At 60.8% G+C, this 18,689-nt stretch carries 17 protein-coding genes; 6 read left to right on the plus strand and 11 right to left on the minus strand.

Annotated elements, in window-relative coordinates; all coding sequences use genetic code 11:
* Positions 1–1,620, plus strand: a complete 1,620-nt coding sequence (locus CKW11_RS20665; protein ID WP_095139146.1) for a DUF2300 domain-containing protein — start codon at positions 1–3, stop codon at positions 1,618–1,620.
* A gap of 3 nt (positions 1,621–1,623) precedes the next feature.
* A complete protein-coding gene (locus tag CKW11_RS20670) occupies positions 1,624–2,436 on the plus strand; it encodes a YfaP family protein (RefSeq protein WP_095139148.1) in 813 nt (270 codons plus the stop codon).
* Between the two features lie 23 nt (positions 2,437–2,459).
* On the opposite strand, the gene CKW11_RS20675 is transcribed toward CKW11_RS20670, so the two are convergent.
* The 11 genes from CKW11_RS20675 to CKW11_RS20725 all read right to left on the minus strand — a co-directional run bounded on the left by CKW11_RS20675 (position 2,460) and on the right by CKW11_RS20725 (position 13,823).
* Positions 2,460–2,894: a hypothetical protein gene (locus tag CKW11_RS20675; protein WP_095139150.1), complete on the minus strand. Its 435-nt coding sequence runs from the start codon at positions 2,892–2,894 to the stop codon at positions 2,460–2,462.
* A gap of 15 nt (positions 2,895–2,909) precedes the next feature.
* Positions 2,910–3,470, minus strand: a complete 561-nt coding sequence (locus CKW11_RS20680) for a hypothetical protein (protein ID WP_095139152.1) — start codon at positions 3,468–3,470, stop codon at positions 2,910–2,912.
* A gap of 892 nt (positions 3,471–4,362) precedes the next feature.
* Complete coding sequence (locus CKW11_RS20685; protein WP_095139154.1) at positions 4,363–5,109, minus strand: helix-turn-helix transcriptional regulator; 747 nt, start codon at positions 5,107–5,109, stop codon at positions 4,363–4,365.
* A gap of 223 nt (positions 5,110–5,332) precedes the next feature.
* A complete protein-coding gene (gene ppa, locus CKW11_RS20690; RefSeq protein ID WP_008052339.1) occupies positions 5,333–5,860 on the minus strand; it encodes an inorganic diphosphatase in 528 nt (175 codons plus the stop codon).
* A 112-nt stretch (positions 5,861–5,972) separates the two neighbouring features.
* Positions 5,973–6,785 carry a zinc-dependent peptidase gene (locus CKW11_RS20695; RefSeq protein ID WP_095139156.1) on the minus strand — a complete coding sequence of 271 codons (813 nt, stop codon included), beginning with the start codon at positions 6,783–6,785 and terminating at the stop codon, positions 5,973–5,975.
* Between the two features lie 4 nt (positions 6,786–6,789).
* Entirely contained in the window at positions 6,790–7,440 is a 651-nt protein-coding gene (locus tag CKW11_RS20700) for a DedA family protein (RefSeq protein WP_095139158.1), read from the minus strand.
* A gap of 346 nt (positions 7,441–7,786) precedes the next feature.
* Positions 7,787–8,248 (minus strand): N-acetyltransferase, encoded by a 462-nt coding sequence (locus CKW11_RS20705; protein ID WP_007958617.1) that lies wholly within the window; start codon positions 8,246–8,248, stop codon positions 7,787–7,789.
* 114 nt (positions 8,249–8,362) lie between these two features.
* On the minus strand, positions 8,363–9,187 hold the full coding sequence (gene eutC / locus CKW11_RS20710) for an ethanolamine ammonia-lyase subunit EutC (RefSeq protein ID WP_095139313.1): 825 nt from the start codon (positions 9,185–9,187) through the stop codon (positions 8,363–8,365).
* Between the two features lie 5 nt (positions 9,188–9,192).
* Positions 9,193–10,587: an ethanolamine ammonia-lyase subunit EutB gene (locus CKW11_RS20715; protein ID WP_095139160.1), complete on the minus strand. Its 1,395-nt coding sequence runs from the start codon at positions 10,585–10,587 to the stop codon at positions 9,193–9,195.
* 52 nt (positions 10,588–10,639) lie between these two features.
* Positions 10,640–12,091, minus strand: coding sequence for an ethanolamine permease (gene eat / locus CKW11_RS20720; RefSeq protein ID WP_095139162.1), 1,452 nt, complete (start codon positions 12,089–12,091; stop codon positions 10,640–10,642).
* 211 nt (positions 12,092–12,302) lie between these two features.
* On the minus strand, positions 12,303–13,823 hold the full coding sequence (locus tag CKW11_RS20725; protein ID WP_025108675.1) for an aldehyde dehydrogenase family protein: 1,521 nt from the start codon (positions 13,821–13,823) through the stop codon (positions 12,303–12,305).
* A 443-nt stretch (positions 13,824–14,266) separates the two neighbouring features.
* Here CKW11_RS20725 and CKW11_RS20730 point away from each other — a divergent pair, with 443 nt between their 5' ends.
* The 4 genes from CKW11_RS20730 to CKW11_RS20745 all read left to right on the plus strand — a co-directional run bounded on the left by CKW11_RS20730 (position 14,267) and on the right by CKW11_RS20745 (position 18,602).
* Positions 14,267–16,174, plus strand: coding sequence for a sigma-54-dependent Fis family transcriptional regulator (locus CKW11_RS20730; protein ID WP_095139164.1), 1,908 nt, complete (start codon positions 14,267–14,269; stop codon positions 16,172–16,174).
* Positions 16,175–16,331: 157 nt separating this feature from the next.
* Positions 16,332–17,681, plus strand: a complete 1,350-nt coding sequence (gene mpl / locus CKW11_RS20735) for a UDP-N-acetylmuramate:L-alanyl-gamma-D-glutamyl-meso-diaminopimelate ligase (protein WP_095139165.1) — start codon at positions 16,332–16,334, stop codon at positions 17,679–17,681.
* Positions 17,678–18,325, plus strand: coding sequence for a flavin prenyltransferase UbiX (gene ubiX / locus CKW11_RS20740; protein ID WP_095139167.1), 648 nt, complete (start codon positions 17,678–17,680; stop codon positions 18,323–18,325). Before mpl ends, ubiX begins: the two co-directional genes overlap by 4 nt.
* Positions 18,318–18,602, plus strand: a complete 285-nt coding sequence (locus CKW11_RS20745) for a YceK/YidQ family lipoprotein (RefSeq protein ID WP_095139169.1) — start codon at positions 18,318–18,320, stop codon at positions 18,600–18,602. The genes ubiX and CKW11_RS20745 overlap by 8 nt, the downstream gene beginning before the upstream one ends.
* Positions 18,603–18,689 lie beyond the last annotated feature (87 nt).

Here is an 18,689-nt window from a genome sequence, read left to right on the forward strand (position 1 = left end):
ATGAACCGGCCGCTGCTGTGGCTGCTGATGTGTGTGATGCCTGCGCTGGCGACGGCGCAGGATGAGCAGTTGCGGCTGGCGTACAAGGGCGAGTTGCTGTCGTTGAATCAGACGCAACTGATCGCTCGCGAGCCATTGTCGCCGACGCTGGATACGCCGCTGGGCAGTCTGTGGAAATTGTTCGTCTACGCGTGGCTGGTGGATACCGCTGCGCACGAGCCGGCGTATGAATGTCGCGGGCAGTCCAAGGAAGAGGTTTATTGCTGTTCGGCGGGCGGCAAGATCGAGCGTGATCAGGCGTTGGTCAAATCCTGCGGCTTGTACTTTGAGCCGGCGCGGTTGGGCATTGCTGCTGCCGATTGGCGCACGTATTGGCAGGCGCGGCAGGCGCCTTCGTGGTTGCTGGATTTGCCGTCCGTGCAACCGGCTACCCGGGTTTCCGTGGCTGATTTGCTGAAGGTGTTGTCGTTGCTGCCAGCGCAGGAGCAGATGCGCCGCGTGTTGCTCGACGTCGTGCTGAATGCGGCAGACGGCAATGTGGTTGGTGAGCTGGGTGGCCGCCTGCGGGTGAAAACCTGGAGCTGGCTCGGTGATCAGGATCGGCAATCGCGGCAGGGCGGTTTCGCCGGTTGGACGGCGGACGGCTCGCCGACCTGGGCCGGTGGGCGTGGCACCAGTCAGATGGTTTTGCGCCATTACGGGCAGGCGTTGGCGACGGTGCTGCCTGCTTCCTGGCCGGCGGAAGCAGGGCGTTGTGTTGAGGTTGGACTGTTCTCGCGTTATCCGCTTTCGCGAGTCCTGTCGGGTGAGCGCGTTGCTGGCTCCGGGCCTTTGCGGGGCGACTACCGCGTCGAATTCGCCAACGGTAACGCGCTGGATATCCACAGCGCCGGCGAACTGTTTCTGCTCAACGACAAACTCGTCGCACGGCTCGATCGTGAAGAATACGTTGCCCGCGTCCTTGAGCGCGAAGCCAGACCCGAACCCGCCGAAGCCGCCAAAGCGCTGGCGGTGGCGATCCGCACCTATCTGCTGCAAAACGCCACGCGCAACGGCGATTGCCTGAGCATCGACGACAGCAGCAACCGTCAGCGCGTCGCCCCGCGTCCTGCTTCCGCCGAGTCGCGCAACATCGCGGCGTGGACCGCGGATCTGGTGCTGGCCGGCAGCACCGTCACCTATCACTCCGATCAACCCGGCCCGGACAAACTCGCCTGGCAACAAGCCGTCGAACAGGCCAACGCCGGCCAGCGTTATGACGCGATTCTGCTGCACGCCTATCCGCGCGCCAGCCTCAGCCGTTGGGACAACCCGGTCGCCTCCTGCGAAGCACTGCCCGCCGCGCAAGACTGGCTCCAAAAGCAGCGTCGCGGCTGGCGTCCGACACTGGAAAGCGAAACTGGCTACAACGAAGTCAGCACCTTTGCCGTGTGCAAACTGGCGTTCGGCCGCCCGTTTGTCGACCGCGAACGCCAGCGCATCTACGTGCGCGGCGTGCTGACGCTGCAGGATCGCCTCGACCTGACTCACGAATATCTGCACCTGGCCTTTGAAGCACATCCCAATGGCCAGGATGAAACCTACATCGAAGGGCTCGCCCGTCACCTCTTGCTGGAATAGACCATGACACTCCGTTATCCACAGGTCTTGCTGCTGCTCTGCGCATTCAATGCATTGCCGATGGCAGTGGCCGCTGACAGCGTCAAACTCGACACCCCGGTCGGCGGCTGGCGCACCGGCGCGCCCGAGGGCGAAGGCGAGAGCTTCCGCCAGACCGTCAATTACCCGGCCTCCTCGGTCAACACCCCGCTCGGCCAGGCCAACACCGCGCGCATCAGCGGTGAAATCAAAGCCACCCCCAAGAGCAAGGAACCCGGCCGGCTGATCGTCAACGGCGTCAGCATGCCGCTGAAAATCGACGACAGCGGCCGCTTCGACCGCCCGTTCTCCTTCCCTAATGGCAGCAACAGCGTCGAAGTGCGCAGCCCCAACGGCCAGCAACGGCACCGCACGCAGTTCCTCAACACCAGCGGCGGCGCGACCCCGGCCAAACTGCGCGTGCTACTGGCCTGGGACAGCGATGGCACCGACCTCGACCTGCACCTGATCACCCCTGATGGCGCGCACATCTGGTACGGCGACCGCACCGCACCCAATGGCGCCGCGCTCGACGTCGACGTCACCACCGGCTACGGCCCGGAGATCTTCGCCATGCCGGCACCGATCAAGGGCCAGTATCTGGTGTATGTGAATTATTTCGGCGGTGGGTATCGCGTGGATGATGAAGGCGGGGAAGAGGCGGTGCAGCCGCTGACCACGGCGCAGGTGACGGTGATTACCGAGGAAGGCACGCCAAGCGAGAAAATGGAGACGTTTCTGGTGCCGATGCGGGCGGTGGGTGAACTGACGTTGGTGAAATCGTTCAGTTATCCCTGAGCAGCTGCCTGCTCAGGGGGGCACTAGAAACCAGGCGGAATATAACCAGGCACGAACGGCACGTTGAGGCACTTGCCGTGAATGATCTTTCCGTCTTCGATCCTGAACAGCACGATCTTTTTCGCCTTGTTGACGGTGGCTTCGAGTTTGCAATCGGAACTGTGACCGACCGTCTCGTAGTACTCGGTGTAAACCATGCCGTTGCCGGTGTGATTCATTGAGGTACCGGCCGCTTCCGTGGTGGTCCAGCTGGACGATTTGTACCAGGTGAGCACCGCCAGATTCTCACCGTTGGCCACGGTCTGTTTTTTCATCGAGTCGGGTTTGCCAAACAGATCGAGCGCTTCCTGCACATCGCGTCCCTCCCAGCGCGACTGGGCAATCAAGTGGCAACCATTGATCAGCAAAACAGCGGGCGTTATCAGCAGCGCCAATAACGTTTTAGTCCATGGGGTCATCGTGATTCCCGCCGCTTACTTGTTGCCCAGGATCGAGTCGAGGTTGTCCATCATCTGGCCTTTCTCCTGAATCGGCGCCAGCTTGAAGAACATCTGCTGCAGACCCTGAATCATCTGCAGATACTCCATCTTGCCCAACGCGATCATGTCCTTTTTGGCAGGTGAGCAAACGAACTCGCTGGTGCGCTGCACCCAGAACTCCTTCGGCTGCTGCCATTGGTCATTAACTTTCAGGTTGCGCATCATGTAGGCGATGCGATCTACGGACTGGCCGTTGAGAATTCGGACCTTGTTCGTCGAACACTGAACTTCGAGGTTGTAGGCATCGATCATCGGTTTGCCGGGTTCTTCATATACCAGCGTCACGGCCACCAACTTGGCCCCCTTGGTTTGCTTCGACGGCACGACTGAAGTGCTGTCGGCTACATACATGATGTTCTTGTGGGGTATGCCGTTACCGTAAATGATCCACCAGTCACCGACGAGCTTCGGCTCCTCTGCCAAGGCTGAACTGGTAGCGGTCAGGAGTGCGGTCAGTAGAACAACGGATTGATTGAGTTTGAAAAACGATGACATGGTGTTGCTCCATTCCTTGGCGCTTTTGTAATGCACAAAAACAGAATGGAAATTTAGTGGTGAGGTTGGGCACGGGGCAATTAGGGCGGATGTGCTAATGGCTTATTGCGATGCCTGAGTGGCGGGCGCTGCCCGGTTAATCTTGCGAAAGGCTCAGGTATAAAGAACGCAGGGTTTGCAATAGGAGCAGGTCAATTCCATGAGGTCCCATGAGGAATCAATAACGTAATCCGGTCGGAGGATGAGGATAGAAAACACTGGGATTTGCGCTTGACGGGATTTAGCACTCTGGGTCTTAGAGGTTACAGGTCATCCAGGCTTATCTTGATCCTTTGCGGAGCTACAAGACGTTTGATGACTGCAGCGATGAGAGCCTTATCCTCTACAAAATTCAATTCTGTTTTGAGCGGTGGCTGATACTGATCAGCGAAGCGCTGCTTCAGATCGTCGTCAGTAGAGGGTTTAGAAAATGCCACGATGGAAACCCGTAATGAAGTTTGTCTTTACGATAACAAGGGGGCCTTCCTGGCGGTAGGCTTGGCTTTCTTTCAGGCATTAAAAAGCCGGCTTGTGGCCGGCTTCTCGGGGACTGGCTTGGTTTATTTTTGGTAAACCGCGTCAGCCTTCAAAACGTACACCCGGATCTGCGTCCGGCTGTGGGACTTGGTCAGACGTTGGTCTGCCGCGTCGGGCGTCATCTGAGCCGCGGGAGCGGGGCGATGCGCAAATGTGGGGCGCAGGATACTGAGTTTTGTTGGGGATTCCCAGTCTCAACTGCGGAATAGAGCCACTGCGGTGGTCGATATTTGTAATTTGTACTGATTTTCGGGGCCTCTTCGCGAGCAGGCTCGCTCCCACAGGGTTTGGTGCAGGGTTGAAGATCCGTATCCGATCAGAGAAACGGTACCACCGGCCGGCGTTTGCCCAGGGTCGACCACCAGAATACCCAGCCCAGAATATGGATCCGCTGCTCATCGATCTGCGCTGCGCGGAAGATTTCGTCCGGGTATTCGGCGCTGTTGTGGCTGCGCAGGCGCAGGGCGTTGCCGGGCATGCGGTGCAGGTATTTGATGCGCAGCATGCCGTCGTGTTCGATGGCGTAGATTTCGCCGTCGACCACCTGGGTCAGGCCGCGGTCGATGCCGACGATGGAGCCGTCTTCGATGCGCTCGGCCATGCTGTTGCCGATCATGTGCGCGCAGATGGCGTCGCCGGGGCGGATTTCCAGTTGGGCGAGATGGGCCCGGGGCAGGCGGACGGTTTGCTCGGGGTCGAGGATGACGTGGGTTTTGTCGGCGCCGGCGCTGAGCGGTGTTTCCTTGAAAAACGGCAGTTCGATGTCGTTGGGATTGATGATGGAATAGACGCCGTTGACGGACTGCGCGTCAAAGGTGTCGCCGTTGCTGGCAGGCGTTTGCAGGCGGGGTGACTCTTTGCTGCCTTCGCCGGTTTTCAGCCACTCGCTGTTGACCGAGAGCAGGCGTGAGACTTCCTCCATGCGATACGCCGGGACGCCCCGGGTGTACCAGTTATGAATGTTTTGGGCTTCCGTGCCCCAGAACTTTGCGAATCCCGTGGTGGTGATGTTCGCTGCTTCCAGGAGTGCCTTGAATCTTGGACCGCTAGTGTTCTTTCTCATAAACACCGAGTCTACGGCCGTGCCAGAGCGGTTTGAATAAACCGGCTGTTCAAAAAAAGCCTGTATTTTGCGACTGGATGTAAGGCGTGCTTGTGGGAAATCACTCACTTCGAAACTTTTCTGTAGTCCGCGATAAACACACTGTTTAAAGGGGCGTTTTTCAGGCACAAAAAACCCCGGATCAACCGGGGTTTTCTTCAAGCGTCATGCAGCCAGCCGGCGCTTAGCCCTTGTAGGCAGCAACCGACTTGGTGATCGCGTCGCGAGCAGCATCAGCGCCAGCCCAGCCTTCGATCTTGACCCACTTGCCTTTTTCGAGATCTTTGTAGTTCGCGAAGAAGTGCTCGATCTGCTGGATCAGCAGCGGTGGCAGGTCGGTGTATTCCTTCACGTCGACATACAGCTGGGACAGCTTGTCGTGTGGGACTGCGATGACTTTGGCATCGCCGCCGCCGTCGTCGGTCATGTTCAGGATGCCGACTGGACGCGCGCGGATCACCGAGCCTGGGGCAACCGGGTAAGGGGTCACAACCAGCACGTCGAGGGGATCACCGTCGTCAGCCAGGGTGTTCGGGATGTAACCGTAGTTGGCCGGGTAGAACATTGGGGTGGCCATGAAACGGTCAACGAACAGGCAATCGCTGTCTTTGTCGATTTCGTATTTGATCGGCGCGTGGTTGGCCGGGATCTCGATCGCGACGTAGATGTCGTTCGGCAGGTCTTTGCCAGCCGGAATCTTGCTGTAGCTCATTGGGCGTTGCCCCCGTAGTTGACCAAAAACACTTGGCCGGATTGACCAAAAAGTGGCGGCGATTATAGGCATATTCCTACGCCGATGCCACGTACCAGAAGTCGTGCAGCGCTTACTCGTGCGCCTGATAGACCGGGTCTGTGGCCTGAAGTTGCCGCAGCCTGCCCAACGGATCCTGCCGGTAGAAAAGCTGCAGTTGCAAGTAGACATGTGGATAAGCCGCGTGCAGCAGATCCGGAGCGCTGAAGAAGTATTCGCTGGTGACCGCGAAGAACTCCGCCGGGTTTTCCGCGGCGTAGGGGTCGATGGCGGTTTCGGCATCGGGGTTGTGGTCGAGCTGGCGGTTGAGGTCGTCGTAGGCGTGCTGCATGACTTCGGCCCAGTCGCTGACGCGCATGTCGGTGTGCAGCGGCGGCAAGCCATTGGCGTCGCCGTTGAGCATGTCGAGTTTGTGCGCCAGTTCGTGGATCACCAGGTTGTAGCCTTCCCAGCCACCACTGGCCATCACCCCCGGCCAGGCGAGGATGATCGGCCCCTGTTGCCAGGCTTCGCCGCTGTGCTCGCCGTCCCACTCGTGCTCGACGCCGCTGGCATCGCGATGGCGTTGCGGGCTGAGGAAGTCGTCGGGATAAAGGACGACTTCGTGGAATCCCTGATACCAGTTCAGCTCACCCAGATTGAGCAACGGCAACTGGGCCTGAGCGGCGAGCAGCAGGCGTTGTTCCTGATGCAGTTCGACGCCAGGCAGGGCGGTCAGGTGTTTTTCTTCGAGAAACAGCACACTGGCTTCACGCAGCCACTGGTCTTCGGCGGCGCTAATGCCGTCGAGAAAGCTCAGGTGATGGCGCACCCGTTGCCACATATCGTCGGCAATCGGGTGTCTGGCCAGGATGCGCCGGCGACGCCAGGCGCTCAACGACCACATCGGCTTAGTGCGATTGGGCTTTGGTGCCGCCAAAGCGGCTGCGCACCACACCGATGATCATCGGTATCAGCGACAGCAGGATGATGCCGACCACCAGCAGCGACAGGTTCTTCTTGATGAACGGTACATTGCCAAAGAAGTAACCCAGGGTCACCAGGCCGCCGACCCACAGCACGGTGCCGAACACGCTGAACGCGAAGAAGCGCGGATAAGGCATTTTCCCCACACCCGCGACGAACGGTGCAAACGTACGGATGATCGGCAGGAAACGCGCCAGGGTTACGGTCTTGCCGCCGTGCCTGTCGTAGAAATCGTGGGTTTTCTGCAGGTAATCGCGACGGAAAATTTTCGAGTTCGGGTTGCTGAAGAGTTTTTCACCCGCCGTTCGGCCAATCACATAGTTGGTGCTGTCGCCGAGGATCGCCGCGAGCATCAGCAGACCGCCCAACAGCACCGGATCCATACCACCGCCCGCTGCCACGGCACCGGCGATGAACAGCAGCGAATCACCCGGCAGGAACGGCATCACCACCAGACCGGTTTCACAGAAGATGACAGCGAACAGAATCGCGTAGATCCACGGCCCGTAGTTGGTTACCAGCAAATCGAGGTACACATCGAGATGCAGGATAAGGTCGAGCGGGTTGAAATCCATGGGGGCACCTGTGGTGACGGCCCGACTCGGCAGGCCTGTGCGGATGGTTCGGGTGTAAGCCTACAGCGGGATGTAGTTTTTCTTACAAGCCGGAAAGCACGGGATTATACGGTCTGAGAGGTGAAAAGCGCGTTGGTTTTGTAGCGAGGGATGTCGGGGTGTGAACAAATGTCAGGCAGGCATTGATGGTGGCGGCAAGGTTGGTGTGGCGAGGGAGCTTGCTCCCGCTGGAGGGCGGAGCACTCCCAAGCCTTGATTTGCCTGACCTGTTGAGATGACTGAGGTGGGGCCGCTTCGCAGCCCGGCGGGAGCAAGCTCCCTCGCCACAACAGGCCCTTGATGAGCGCTAGAGCTCGTCGCTGATCGGCAGCACGTAGTTCTTGAACTCAGTGTCTTCCTTGAAGCCGATCGATTCGTAGGTTTTCTGCGCCACTTCGTTGTCGGCACTGGTGGAAACGCGCATGCGCACGGCCTGGGTTTCCTTGGCCATTTTCTTCGCGGTGCGGATCAGGTTATCGGCCACCAGTTGGCGGCGGGCGTCTTCGGCGACGTAAATGTCGTTGAGGATCCACACGCGCTTGAGCGACAGCGAGGAGAAGCTTGGGTAGAGCTGGCAGAAACCCATCAGTTTCTTGTCGTCATCATCGGCCAAGGCCAGATAAATCACCGATTCCTTGCGGCGCAGGCGTTTTTCGAGAAACGCGCGGGAGGAATCCGGGTAGGGCAGGGAACCGTAGAACTCGCGATATTTGACGAACAACGGGGTCAGCAAATCCAGGTGCTCGAGGGTCGCTTGAATAATCCGCATGATAGGTCTCGTCTTCAAGTGGCTGTCTTCAACTGCTCTGACGGCGATGGGAAACCCTGCGGCCGTGCATCGATCCTGCCTGAAAGCACCGCAGAAACGCAATGCGGAAACGGTTCAGGTTGTGGGTGGATCAAGCAGGAAGTTTCCCTTCATGTCCGCACTGGTGTCCGACTCCAGCGTCTGCACCTGTGCTTCGTCCTTCAGATTGACCCCCGACAGCTGCCGCCGACAGGCTTCGCGCATCAGATACAGCAAGCGATGCGCCGCCATGCCGTAGCTCAAGCCCTCAAGCCGCACGTTGGAGATGCAATTGCGGTAGGCATCGGTCAGCCCGACTTTTGGATTGTAGGTGAAATATAAACCGAGGCTGTCGGGCGAGCTGAGGCCCGGACGCTCTCCGATCAGCATGACGACCATTTTTGCACCCAGCAACTGGCCGATCTCGTCACCGATGGCGACGCGACCCTGTTCCACCAGCACTACCGGGGCAAGCGACCAGCCGTCGGCGCTCATCTGCTCCTCCAGGCGGGTCAGAAACGGCAGGGTATGCCGATGCACCGCCAGTGCCGACAGGCCGTCCGCCACCACAATCGCCAGATCGACCCCACCGGGGTTGGCCTGCGCGTAATCCCGCAGGCTCTGCGCCGAGGTGTCGCTGAGCTTGCGCCCCAGATCCGGGCGTTGCAGGTAGCTGTTGCGATCGGTCGCCGCGCTGTGCAGCAACAAACTGTCACGCCCGCGTTCGCTCAATTGCGCGCTGAGCCCGGCATGATCGAACGGCAGATGCACCGCATCTCGCGCCTGAGCGTGAGCGAACTGGAAATCCAGCTGGGCGCTGGTCGGCAGGCTGGTGCCGGTGCGGCCCAGAGCGATGCGCGCCGGGGTCAGGCGGCGCAGCTCCAGCCATGGGTTTTGCGGGTCGACAGGCGGTTTTTCCATCACACTCATCCCAGTTGCGCCAGCGCCTGGCGGAAGGCCGGCGGCAGGTTGTTGCCAAAGCGAACCTTGCCGTCCGCCTGGGTGAAAATGCCCATGTTCGCCAGCCATTGCTCAAACTCCGGCGCCGGTTTCAGGCCCAGGGTCTGACGGGCGTAGAGCGCGTCGTGGAACGAGGTGGTCTGGTAGTTGAGCATGATGTCGTCGGAGCCGGGGATGCCCATGATGAAGTTGATCCCGGCCACACCGAGCAGGGTCAGCAGGGTGTCCATGTCATCCTGATCGGCTTCGGCGTGATTGGTGTAGCAGATGTCGCAACCCATCGGCACGCCGAGCAACTTGCCGCAGAAATGATCTTCGAGGCCGGCGCGGATGATCTGCTTGCCGTTGTACAGATATTCCGGGCCGATGAAGCCGACCACGGTGTTCACCAGAAACGGCTTGAAGTGCCGCGCCACGGCATAGGCCCGGGTCTCGCAGGTCTGCTGGTCGACACCGTGGTGGGCGTTGGCCGACAGCGCGCTGCCCTGACCGGTCTCGAAATACATCAGGTTCTGTCCGAGGGTGCCGCGTTTGAGGCTCAGCCCGGCGTCATAGCCTTCTTGCAATACGTTGAGGTTGATGCCGAAACTTGCGTTGGCCGCTTCGGTGCCGGCAATCGACTGGAACACCAGATCCAGCGGCACACCCCGGTTGATCGCCTCGATCGAGGTGGTGACGTGGGTCAGTACGCACGCCTGGGTCGGGATGTCGTAGCGCTGGATGATCGCGTCGAGCATCTCCAGCATCGCGCAGATCGAGGCGATGCTGTCGGTGGCCGGGTTGATCCCGATCATCGCGTCACCGTTGCCGTACAGCAGGCCGTCGAGAATGCTCGCGGCGATGCCGGACGGCTCGTCGGTCGGATGATTCGGTTGCAACCGGGTCGACAGACGCCCGCGTAGGCCGAGGGTGCCGCGAAACTTCGTCACTACGCGTATCTTCTGCGCCACCAGCACCAGATCCTGCACGCGCATGATCTTCGACACGGCGGCGACCATTTCCGGGGTCAGGCCGGGCGCGAGGGCGCGCAGGCTGGTTTCGTCAGCCGCGTCGCTGAGCAGCCAGTCGCGGAAACCACCGACGGTGAGGTGGCTGACCACGGCGAAGGCCTGTTTGTCGTGGGTGTCGATGATCAGTCGGGTGACTTCATCGCTTTCGTAGGGAATCAGCGCTTCCTGCAAAAAATGCGTGAGCGGGATGTCGGCCAGCGCCATTTGTGCGGCTACGCGTTCGCCGTCATTGAGCGCGGCAACGCCTGCCAGGAAGTCCCCGGAGCGCGCCGGGCTGGCCTTGGCCATGACATCCTTGAGGCTGTCGAAGCGGTAAGTCTGGGCGCCGACCGTGTGAGCGAAACTCGCCATACAGAAATCTCCGTGACGGCACAGGCCAGGCCCGCGCCGTGGTTTTCGACCGTCAGTGCAGGGCTTGTTCGGCCTTCTGAATCGCCGCAAATTCTTCTTCCGGCGTACCTGCTACCAAGTGATGTCGACTGTAGAAAGCAAAGTAAGCAATTAACACTCCATAGATGATAGCGGCGCCGATCACGACCCGTGGATCGACGAGGAACCCCGCGATCACGGCGATGCAGGCCAATACCAGCGCCACACCCGAGGTAAAGATGCCCCCGGGCGTGCGGTACGGGCGATCCATTTTGGGGCGGCGGATGCGCAGCGTGATGTGCGCGGCCATCATCAGTACGTAGGAAATGGTCGCGCCAAACACCGCCACCAGAATCAGCAGGTCGCCCTGGCCGGTCAGCGACAGCCCGAAACCGATGACTCCGGGGATCACCAGCGCAAGTACCGGGGCCTTGCTTTTATTGGTCTCGGATAATTTGCGCGGCAGGTAGCCTGCGCGGGACAAGGCGAAAATCTGTCGCGAATAGGCATAGATGATCGAGAAGAAACTGGCGATCAGCCCGGCCAGGCCCACGAGGTTGACGAAACCGCCCATCCAGGTCGAGCCGCCGTAGGCTTTGCTCAACGCTTCAACCAGCGGGTTGCCCGACGTCAACAGCGAGTTTGCACCTGCGCCGCCGGGCCCGACGATCAAAATCAGCAGGGCAAACGCCAGCAGCACCAACATGGCGCCGATGAGCCCGCGTGGCAGGTCGCGTTTCGGATTTTTGGTTTCTTCAGCGGCCAGCGGCACACCTTCCACCGCGAGGAAAAACCAGATCGCGTAAGGAATTGCCGCCCACACGCCGACGTAGCCGAACGGCAGGAAAGGGCTGGCGCCGGTAGCGCTGGTCACTGGGATGTCGAGCAAATTGGCGACGTCAAAGTGCGGCACCATGGCCACCAGAAATACACCGAGCGCCAGAGCGGCGATGGCCGTGATGACGAACATCAGCTTCAACGCTTCGCCAACCCCGAAAATGTGGATGGCGATAAAAATGATGTAGAACGCCAGATAAATCATCCAGCCGCCGATGCCAAACAACGATTCGCAGTAAGCGCCGATGAACACGGCAATCGCGGCAGGAGCGATGGCGTATTCGATCAGGATCGCGGTTCCGGTCAGGAAGCCGCCCCAGGGGCCGAAGGCGCTACGGGCAAACCCGTAACCGCCCCCCGCCGTGGGAATCATCGAGGACAGTTCGGCCAGGGAAAAGCACATGCACAAATACATGGTGGCCATCAGCAGTGTCGCGAGGAACATGCCGCCCCACCCGCCCTGAGCCAGGCCAAAGTTCCAGCCTGCATAGTCGCCGGAGATCACATAAGCGACCCCAAGCCCCACCAGCAGCACCCAGCCGGCGGCGCCTTTTTTCAATTCGCGTTGTTGGAAATAGTCCGAACCGACTTTTTCGAAGTCTACGGAAGAGCCGGTCGCCGGAGCGCCAGCAGGGGATTCGCCAGGCATAGGGTTCACCATTTTTATTGTTGTATTGGCCCGGCTGTTCCGTCAGGAACTATCGGGTTGAATGGCACGCAGCTTTCGCGAGCAAGCTCGCTCCCACAGATTTCCGTGGTTAGCTCAACATTGAGATCTGATACAGATCCCTGTGGGAGCGAGCTTGCTCGCGAAAGCGGACGAGAGGGCGACACAGAAATATCTGTGTCGCCCAAGGGCTTTAGAAGAAACCCAACGGATTGATGTCGTAGCTCACCAGCAGGTTTTTGGTCTGCTGATAGTGATCGAGCATCATCTTGTGGGTTTCACGGCCGACGCCGGACTTCTTGTACCCGCCGAACGCGGCGTGCGCCGGGTACAGGTGGTAGCAGTTGGTCCACACGCGACCGGCCTTGATCGCGCGGCCCATGCGGTAGGCGCGGTTGATGTCGCGGGTCCACAGGCCGGCGCCGAGGCCGAACTCGGTGTCGTTGGCAATCGCCAGGGCTTCGGCTTCGTCCTTGAAGGTGGTGATGCTCACTACCGGGCCGAAGATTTCTTCCTGGAACACGCGCATTTTGTTGGTGCCCTTGAGCAGGGTCGGCTGGATGTAATAGCCGGTCGCCAGATTGCCCTCGAGTTTTTCCACCTTGCCGCCGGTCAGCAGCTCGGCGCCTTCGCCCTTGGCGATTTCCAGGTACGACAGAATCTTGTCGAATTGCTGCTCGGACGCCTGCGCGCCGACCATGGTGTCGGTGTCGAGCGGGTCGCCACGTTTGATCTGCAGGACTTTCTTCATCACCACTTGCATGAATTCGTCGTAGATCGATTCCTGTACCAGTGCGCGGGACGGGCAGGTGCAGACTTCGCCCTGGTTGAAGAATGCCAGCACCAGACCTTCGGCAGCCTTCTCGATGAAGGTTGGTTCGGCCTGCATGATGTCTTCGAAGAAGATGTTCGGCGACTTGCCGCCCAGTTCCACGGTCGACGGAATGATGTTCTCGGCCGCGCATTTCATGATGTGCGAGCCAACCGGGGTCGAGCCGGTGAAGGCGATCTTGGCGATGCGCTTGCTGGTGGCCAGCGCTTCGCCGGCTTCTTTGCCGAAACCTTGCACCACGTTGAGCACGCCCGGTGGCAGCAGATCACCGATCAGCTCCATTAGCACGCAGATGCCCAGCGGGGTTTGCTCGGCAGGCTTGAGCACCACGCAGTTGCCGGCGGCCAGTGCCGGGGCGAGTTTCCACGCGGCCATCAGCAGCGGGAAGTTCCACGGGATGATCTGGCCGACCACGCCCAGCGGTTCATGGATGTGATAGGCCACGGTGTTGCCGTCGATTTCGGCTGCGCTGCCTTCCTGGGCGCGCAGGCAGCCGGCGAAGTAGCGGAAATGGTCGGCCGCCAGCGGGATATCGGCGTTGAGGGTTTCGCGGATGGCTTTGCCGTTGTCCCAGGTTTCGGTGATCGCCAGCAGTTCGAGGTTCTGTTCGATGCGGTCGGCGATTTTCAGCAGGATCAGCGAGCGCGCCTGCACTGAGGTCGCGCCCCACGCATCGGCTGCGGCGTGGGCGGCGTCCAGTGCCTTGTCGATGTCTTCGGCAGTGGAGCGGGGGAATTCGGCAATCGGTTGGCCATTCACTGGCGAGGTATTGGTGAAGTACTGACCTTTGACAGGCGCGACGAACTCGCCGCCGATGTAGTTACCGTACTTGCTCTTGAACGAGACTTTGGCGCCTTCAGTACCGGGGTGAGCGTAACGCATGATGTTGTTCTCCTTGGCTTTGTACTTATTAGAGAAACGCGCAAGTGCGCTTGCTATAAGCGTAGAGCAAAGGTCGGGCCACTGCCGTGCAGCTCAGGCAAATCAAGGCCTTGCGTGTTTTTTGTCGGACAGGCGGACGGCGCCTGTGATGGTTTCGGTACAGAGGGGGTGACAGTTTGTACCGCTTTTGGCACAGCCTGTGACCGACCGGTCTTGCCAGCATTGCAATGCGCCGATGGCTGGAGGATGCTGGCTGCGAATCGCCCAGCGGTTGATTTTTGTGGCGAGGGAGCTTGCTCCCGCCGGGCTGCGCAGCAGTCCTGAAATGTTTACTGCTCATATACTTTGGCGAGCGCTTCGCACTCGAGCGGGAGCAAGCTCCCTCGCCACAGGTCAGTGTTGGTAGTCTGGAAGGGCCGACCTTTCGGGGAGAACAATAATAAATGCACGACAACCATTTGAGTCGCCATGCCCAGCAGGTGCTCACCGTCAGTCAGGGCAAGCCGCACCTGCACGGGCCCGGTGCCGATCCGTCGATTGCCCGTTCGTGGCTGCGCTGTCTTGAGGACTATCACCTCGATCCGGCCCTGACCATGGCGCCCACCGTACTCGAACACGGGCGCGTGCTTGAAAGCCGCGAACGCCTGCAACAGGTGTTGCAGATCGCCGGTAATGAAATGAGCAGCCTGCATCAACAACTGTCCGGCGCCGGTCATGCGGTGCTGCTGACCGACGCGCGCGGGGTGATCCTCAACTGCGTCACCGCGCCGGCCGAGCGCAAGATTTTCGAACGCGCCGGTCTCTGGCTCGGCGCCGACTGGAGCGAAGCCTGCGAAGGCACCAACGGCATCGGCACCTGTCTGGTCGAACGTCAGGCACTGACCATCCATCAGGACGAACACTTTCGCGGCCGCCACACCGGCCTGACCTGCTCGGCGAGCCCGGTGTTCGACCCGCACGGCGAATTGCTTGCGGTGCTCGACGTGTCCTCGGCGCGTCACGACGTTTCGCGGCAGAGCCAGTTCCACACCATGGCGCTGGTCAATCTGTCGGCGAAGATGATCGAGAGCTGTTATTTCCTGCGTTGCTTCGATAACCAATGGCTGCTGCGTTTCCATCTTCAGGCCGAATCCGTCGGCTTGTTCAGCGAAGGGCTGCTGGCGTTTGACGGGGAAGGGCGGATCAGCGCGGTCAACCAGAGTGCGCTGAACCTGCTCGGACATATTCGCGGAGGCTTGCTCGGCAAGCCAGTGGAAGCGTTTTTCGATTGCTCGCTGGATGAGCTGCTCGGTCGTGCCAGCGCCAATGCCAGCGCCAGTTGGCCGCTGCGCACCCGCGACGGCCGGCATCTGTTCGCCTTGCTGCGCGGCGAATCGCGCAAACCGGCGCCGGTCCTGTCGGCCCCGGTCGTGGCCAAGCCGCAAGCGCTGGCGGGCATTTGCCTCGGCGACGCGGCGCTGCAAGCGGATTTTCGCAAGGCGCTGCGGGTGTTCGAGCGCGACGTGCCGCTGCTGATTAACGGCGAAACCGGCTCTGGCAAGGAAGCCTTCGCCAAGGCTGTGCATCACGCCAGCCAGCGCGCCAACAAAGCTTTTGTCGCGCTCAATTGCGCGGCGATTCCCGAAAGCCTGATCGAGAGCGAGCTGTTCGGTTATCGCGGCGGCAGTTTCACCGGCGCGCGCAAGGACGGCATGCGCGGCAAGTTGCAGCAGGCCGATGGCGGCACGCTGTTTCTCGACGAAATCGGCGACATGCCGCTGGCGCTGCAAACCCGTTTGTTAAGGGTGCTGGAAGACCGGCAGGTGGTGCCGATTGGTGGCGAGCCGGAGGCGGTCAACGTGCGGATCATCAGCGCCACGCATCGCAATCTGCTGGAGCGCGTGGCGGACGGCAATTTCCGCGAAGATCTGTATTACCGGCTCAATGGCCTCGAAGTTGCGTTACCGGCGTTGCGCGAACGCAGTGATAAATCGCAGTTGCTGGATTTCCTGCTGGCCGAGGAGGCTGGCGGCGAAACAATCGTGATCGACGAACCGGCACGCCAGGCGTTGCTGGCCTTCAACTGGCCGGGCAACGTTCGGCAGTTGCGCAATGTCCTGCGCACATTGGCGGCATTGTGTGATGACGGGCGGATCGGGCTGGAGGATTTGCCGGTGATGATTCGGCAGGGGCGGCCGCCGTTGGAGCTGAAGTCGGTTGAGTCCGAGCATCCGCTGGAAGACGCCGAACGTCTGGCGTTGCTCAATGTGCTGGAACAAACGCGCTGGCACATGACCCAGACCGCGCAGCAGCTCGGGGTCAGCCGTAATACGCTCTACAGAAAGCTGCGTAAGCACGCGATCTCCCGTTAAACCGCGTCGCGCCAATCGCGAGCAAGCCCGCTCCCACAGGATCCGCGCCAACCTTGTGGGAGCGGGCTTGCTCGCGAAGGCGTCGGTGCAGGCGAAACACCAGGTGCGATTTCCCCCTCCCTGCGCTAACCTGCGGCCATGTTTTACGAGGTCGACTATGCACATTCATATTCTGGGTATCTGCGGGACTTTCATGGGCTCGATGGCGGTTCTGGCCAAAGAGCTGGGCCACCACGTGACCGGTTCCGACGCCAACGTCTATCCGCCGATGAGCACGCAGCTTGAGGCCCAGGGCATTCAACTGACCCAGGGCTACGACCCGGCCCAGCTCGATCCGGCACCGGATCTGGTGGTGATCGGCAACGCCATGTCCCGTGGCAACCCGGCGGTGGAATATGTGCTGAACAAAGGCCTGCCGTACGTCTCCGGCCCACAATGGCTGGCGGATCACGTGCTGCAAGGGCGCTGGGTGCTGGCGGTTGCCGGTACGCACGGCAAGACCACCACCAGCAGCATGCTCGCCTGGGTGCTGGAACACGCCGGCATGAGCCCGGGGTTCCTGATTGGCGGCGTGCCGCAGAACTTCTCGGTGTCCGCGCGTCTGGGCGGCACGCCGTTCTTCGTGATCGAGGCGGACGAGTACGACAGCGCGTTCTTCGACAAGCGTTCGAAGTTTGTCCACTACCGCCCGCGCACCGCGATCCTCAACAACCTTGAGTTCGATCACGCCGACATCTTCCCCGATCTGCCGGCCATCGAGCGGCAGTTCCACCATTTGGTGCGGACTATTCCGAGCGAAGGTCTGGTGATCCACCCGACCACCGAACCGGCCTTGCAGCGCGTGATCGAAATGGGTTGCTGGACCCCGGTACAGACCACCGGTGCCGGCGGGCAGTGGCAGGTCAAGTTGCTCAAGGACGATGGCTCGGCTTTCGAAGTAATGTTCGAAGGCGTGTCCCAAGGCACCGTCGAGTGGGAGCTGACCGGTCAGCACAACGTCGCCAACGCCCTGGCTGCGCTGGCAGCGGCGCGGCATGTCGGTGTGGTGCCTTCGATGGGCATCGCCGGGTTGAGCGCATTCAAGAACGTCAAACGCCGGATGGAGAAAGTCGCCGAAGTGCGCGGCATCACCATCTACGACGACTTCGCCCACCACCCGACCGCGATCGCCACCACCCTTGATGGCTTGCGCAAGCGCATCGGCGACGCACCGCTGATAGCGATCATCGAACCGCGCTCCAACTCGATGAAGCTCGGTGCGCACCGCGACGGCTTGCCGGACAGCGTGGTCGATGCCGATCAGGTGATCTGGTACGCCCCGGCCAACCTCGGTTGGGATCTGGCAGCCACTGCGGCACTGTGCAGCGTGCCGTCGATTGTCAGCGATTCGCTCGAAGGCATCATCGAACGCGTGAAGAGCCAGGCCCAGCCCGGTACTCACGTGGTGATCATGAGCAACGGCGGCTTCGGCGGCCTGCACGGCAAACTCGCCGAGGCGCTGCAATGAACACTTTCGCCCAGAGCGGCGGCCCGGAACGCATCACGCTGGCGATGACCGGCGCGTCCGGCGCGCAGTACGGTTTGCGCCTGCTCGATTGTCTGGTGCGGGAAGATCGTGAAGTGCACTTCCTGATTTCCAAGGCTGCGCAACTGGTGATGGCCACCGAGACCGATGTCACGCTGCCGCCCAAGCCGCAGATGATGCAGTCGTTCCTCACCGAGTACACCGGGGCGGCCGCCGGGCAGATCCGCGTGTACGGCAAGGAAGACTGGATGTCGCCGGTGGCCTCGGGCTCCGGCGCGCCAGCGGCGATGGTGGTGGTGCCGTGTTCCACCGGGACCTTGTCGGCGATTGCCACCGGTGCCTGCAACAACCTGATCGAGCGCGCAGCGGACGTCACCTTGAAGGAGCGTCGCCAGTTGATTCTGGTGCCGCGCGAGGCGCCGTATTCGAGTATTCATCTGGAACACATGCTCAAGCTGTCGAACATGGGCGTGACCATCCTGCCGGCCTCGCCGGGCTTCTATCACCAGCCGCAGACTATCGATGACCTGATCGATTTCGTCGTCGCGCGGATTCTCAATCTGTTGGGCATTCCTCAGGACATGCTGCCGCGTTGGGGCGAGCATCATCTGAGCAGCGATGAATAAGCTGCTGGCAATTGTGCTGGCGCTGCAACTGGTCGGCTGCGCCACCGCGCGCACGCTGGATGCGGCCAAACCGGGGGCGCCGGTGGTGTATTCCGGAACGCGCCTGGATTTGTACGCGATGAATGGCGGGTGTTGTGCGATGGACCGCTTCGGGGCCGAGGCGCCGAGTTATCCGGGAGTGGACCTGCCGGCGAGTGCGTTGCTTGATACGCTGCTGTTGCCGTTGTCTTTGCTGACCGTGATTGGCGTTGGATTTCAGGCGACGGGCGGATTGTAAATCAAAAGATCGCAGCCTTCGGCAGCTCCTACAGGGTTAACGGAAATCCCGTGTAGGAGCTGCCGAAGGCTGCGATCTTTTGATTCT

The sequence above is a fragment of the Pseudomonas sp. Irchel s3a10 genome, from assembly GCF_900187525.1.
Lineage (GTDB): Bacteria > Pseudomonadota > Gammaproteobacteria > Pseudomonadales > Pseudomonadaceae > Aquipseudomonas > Aquipseudomonas koreensis_G.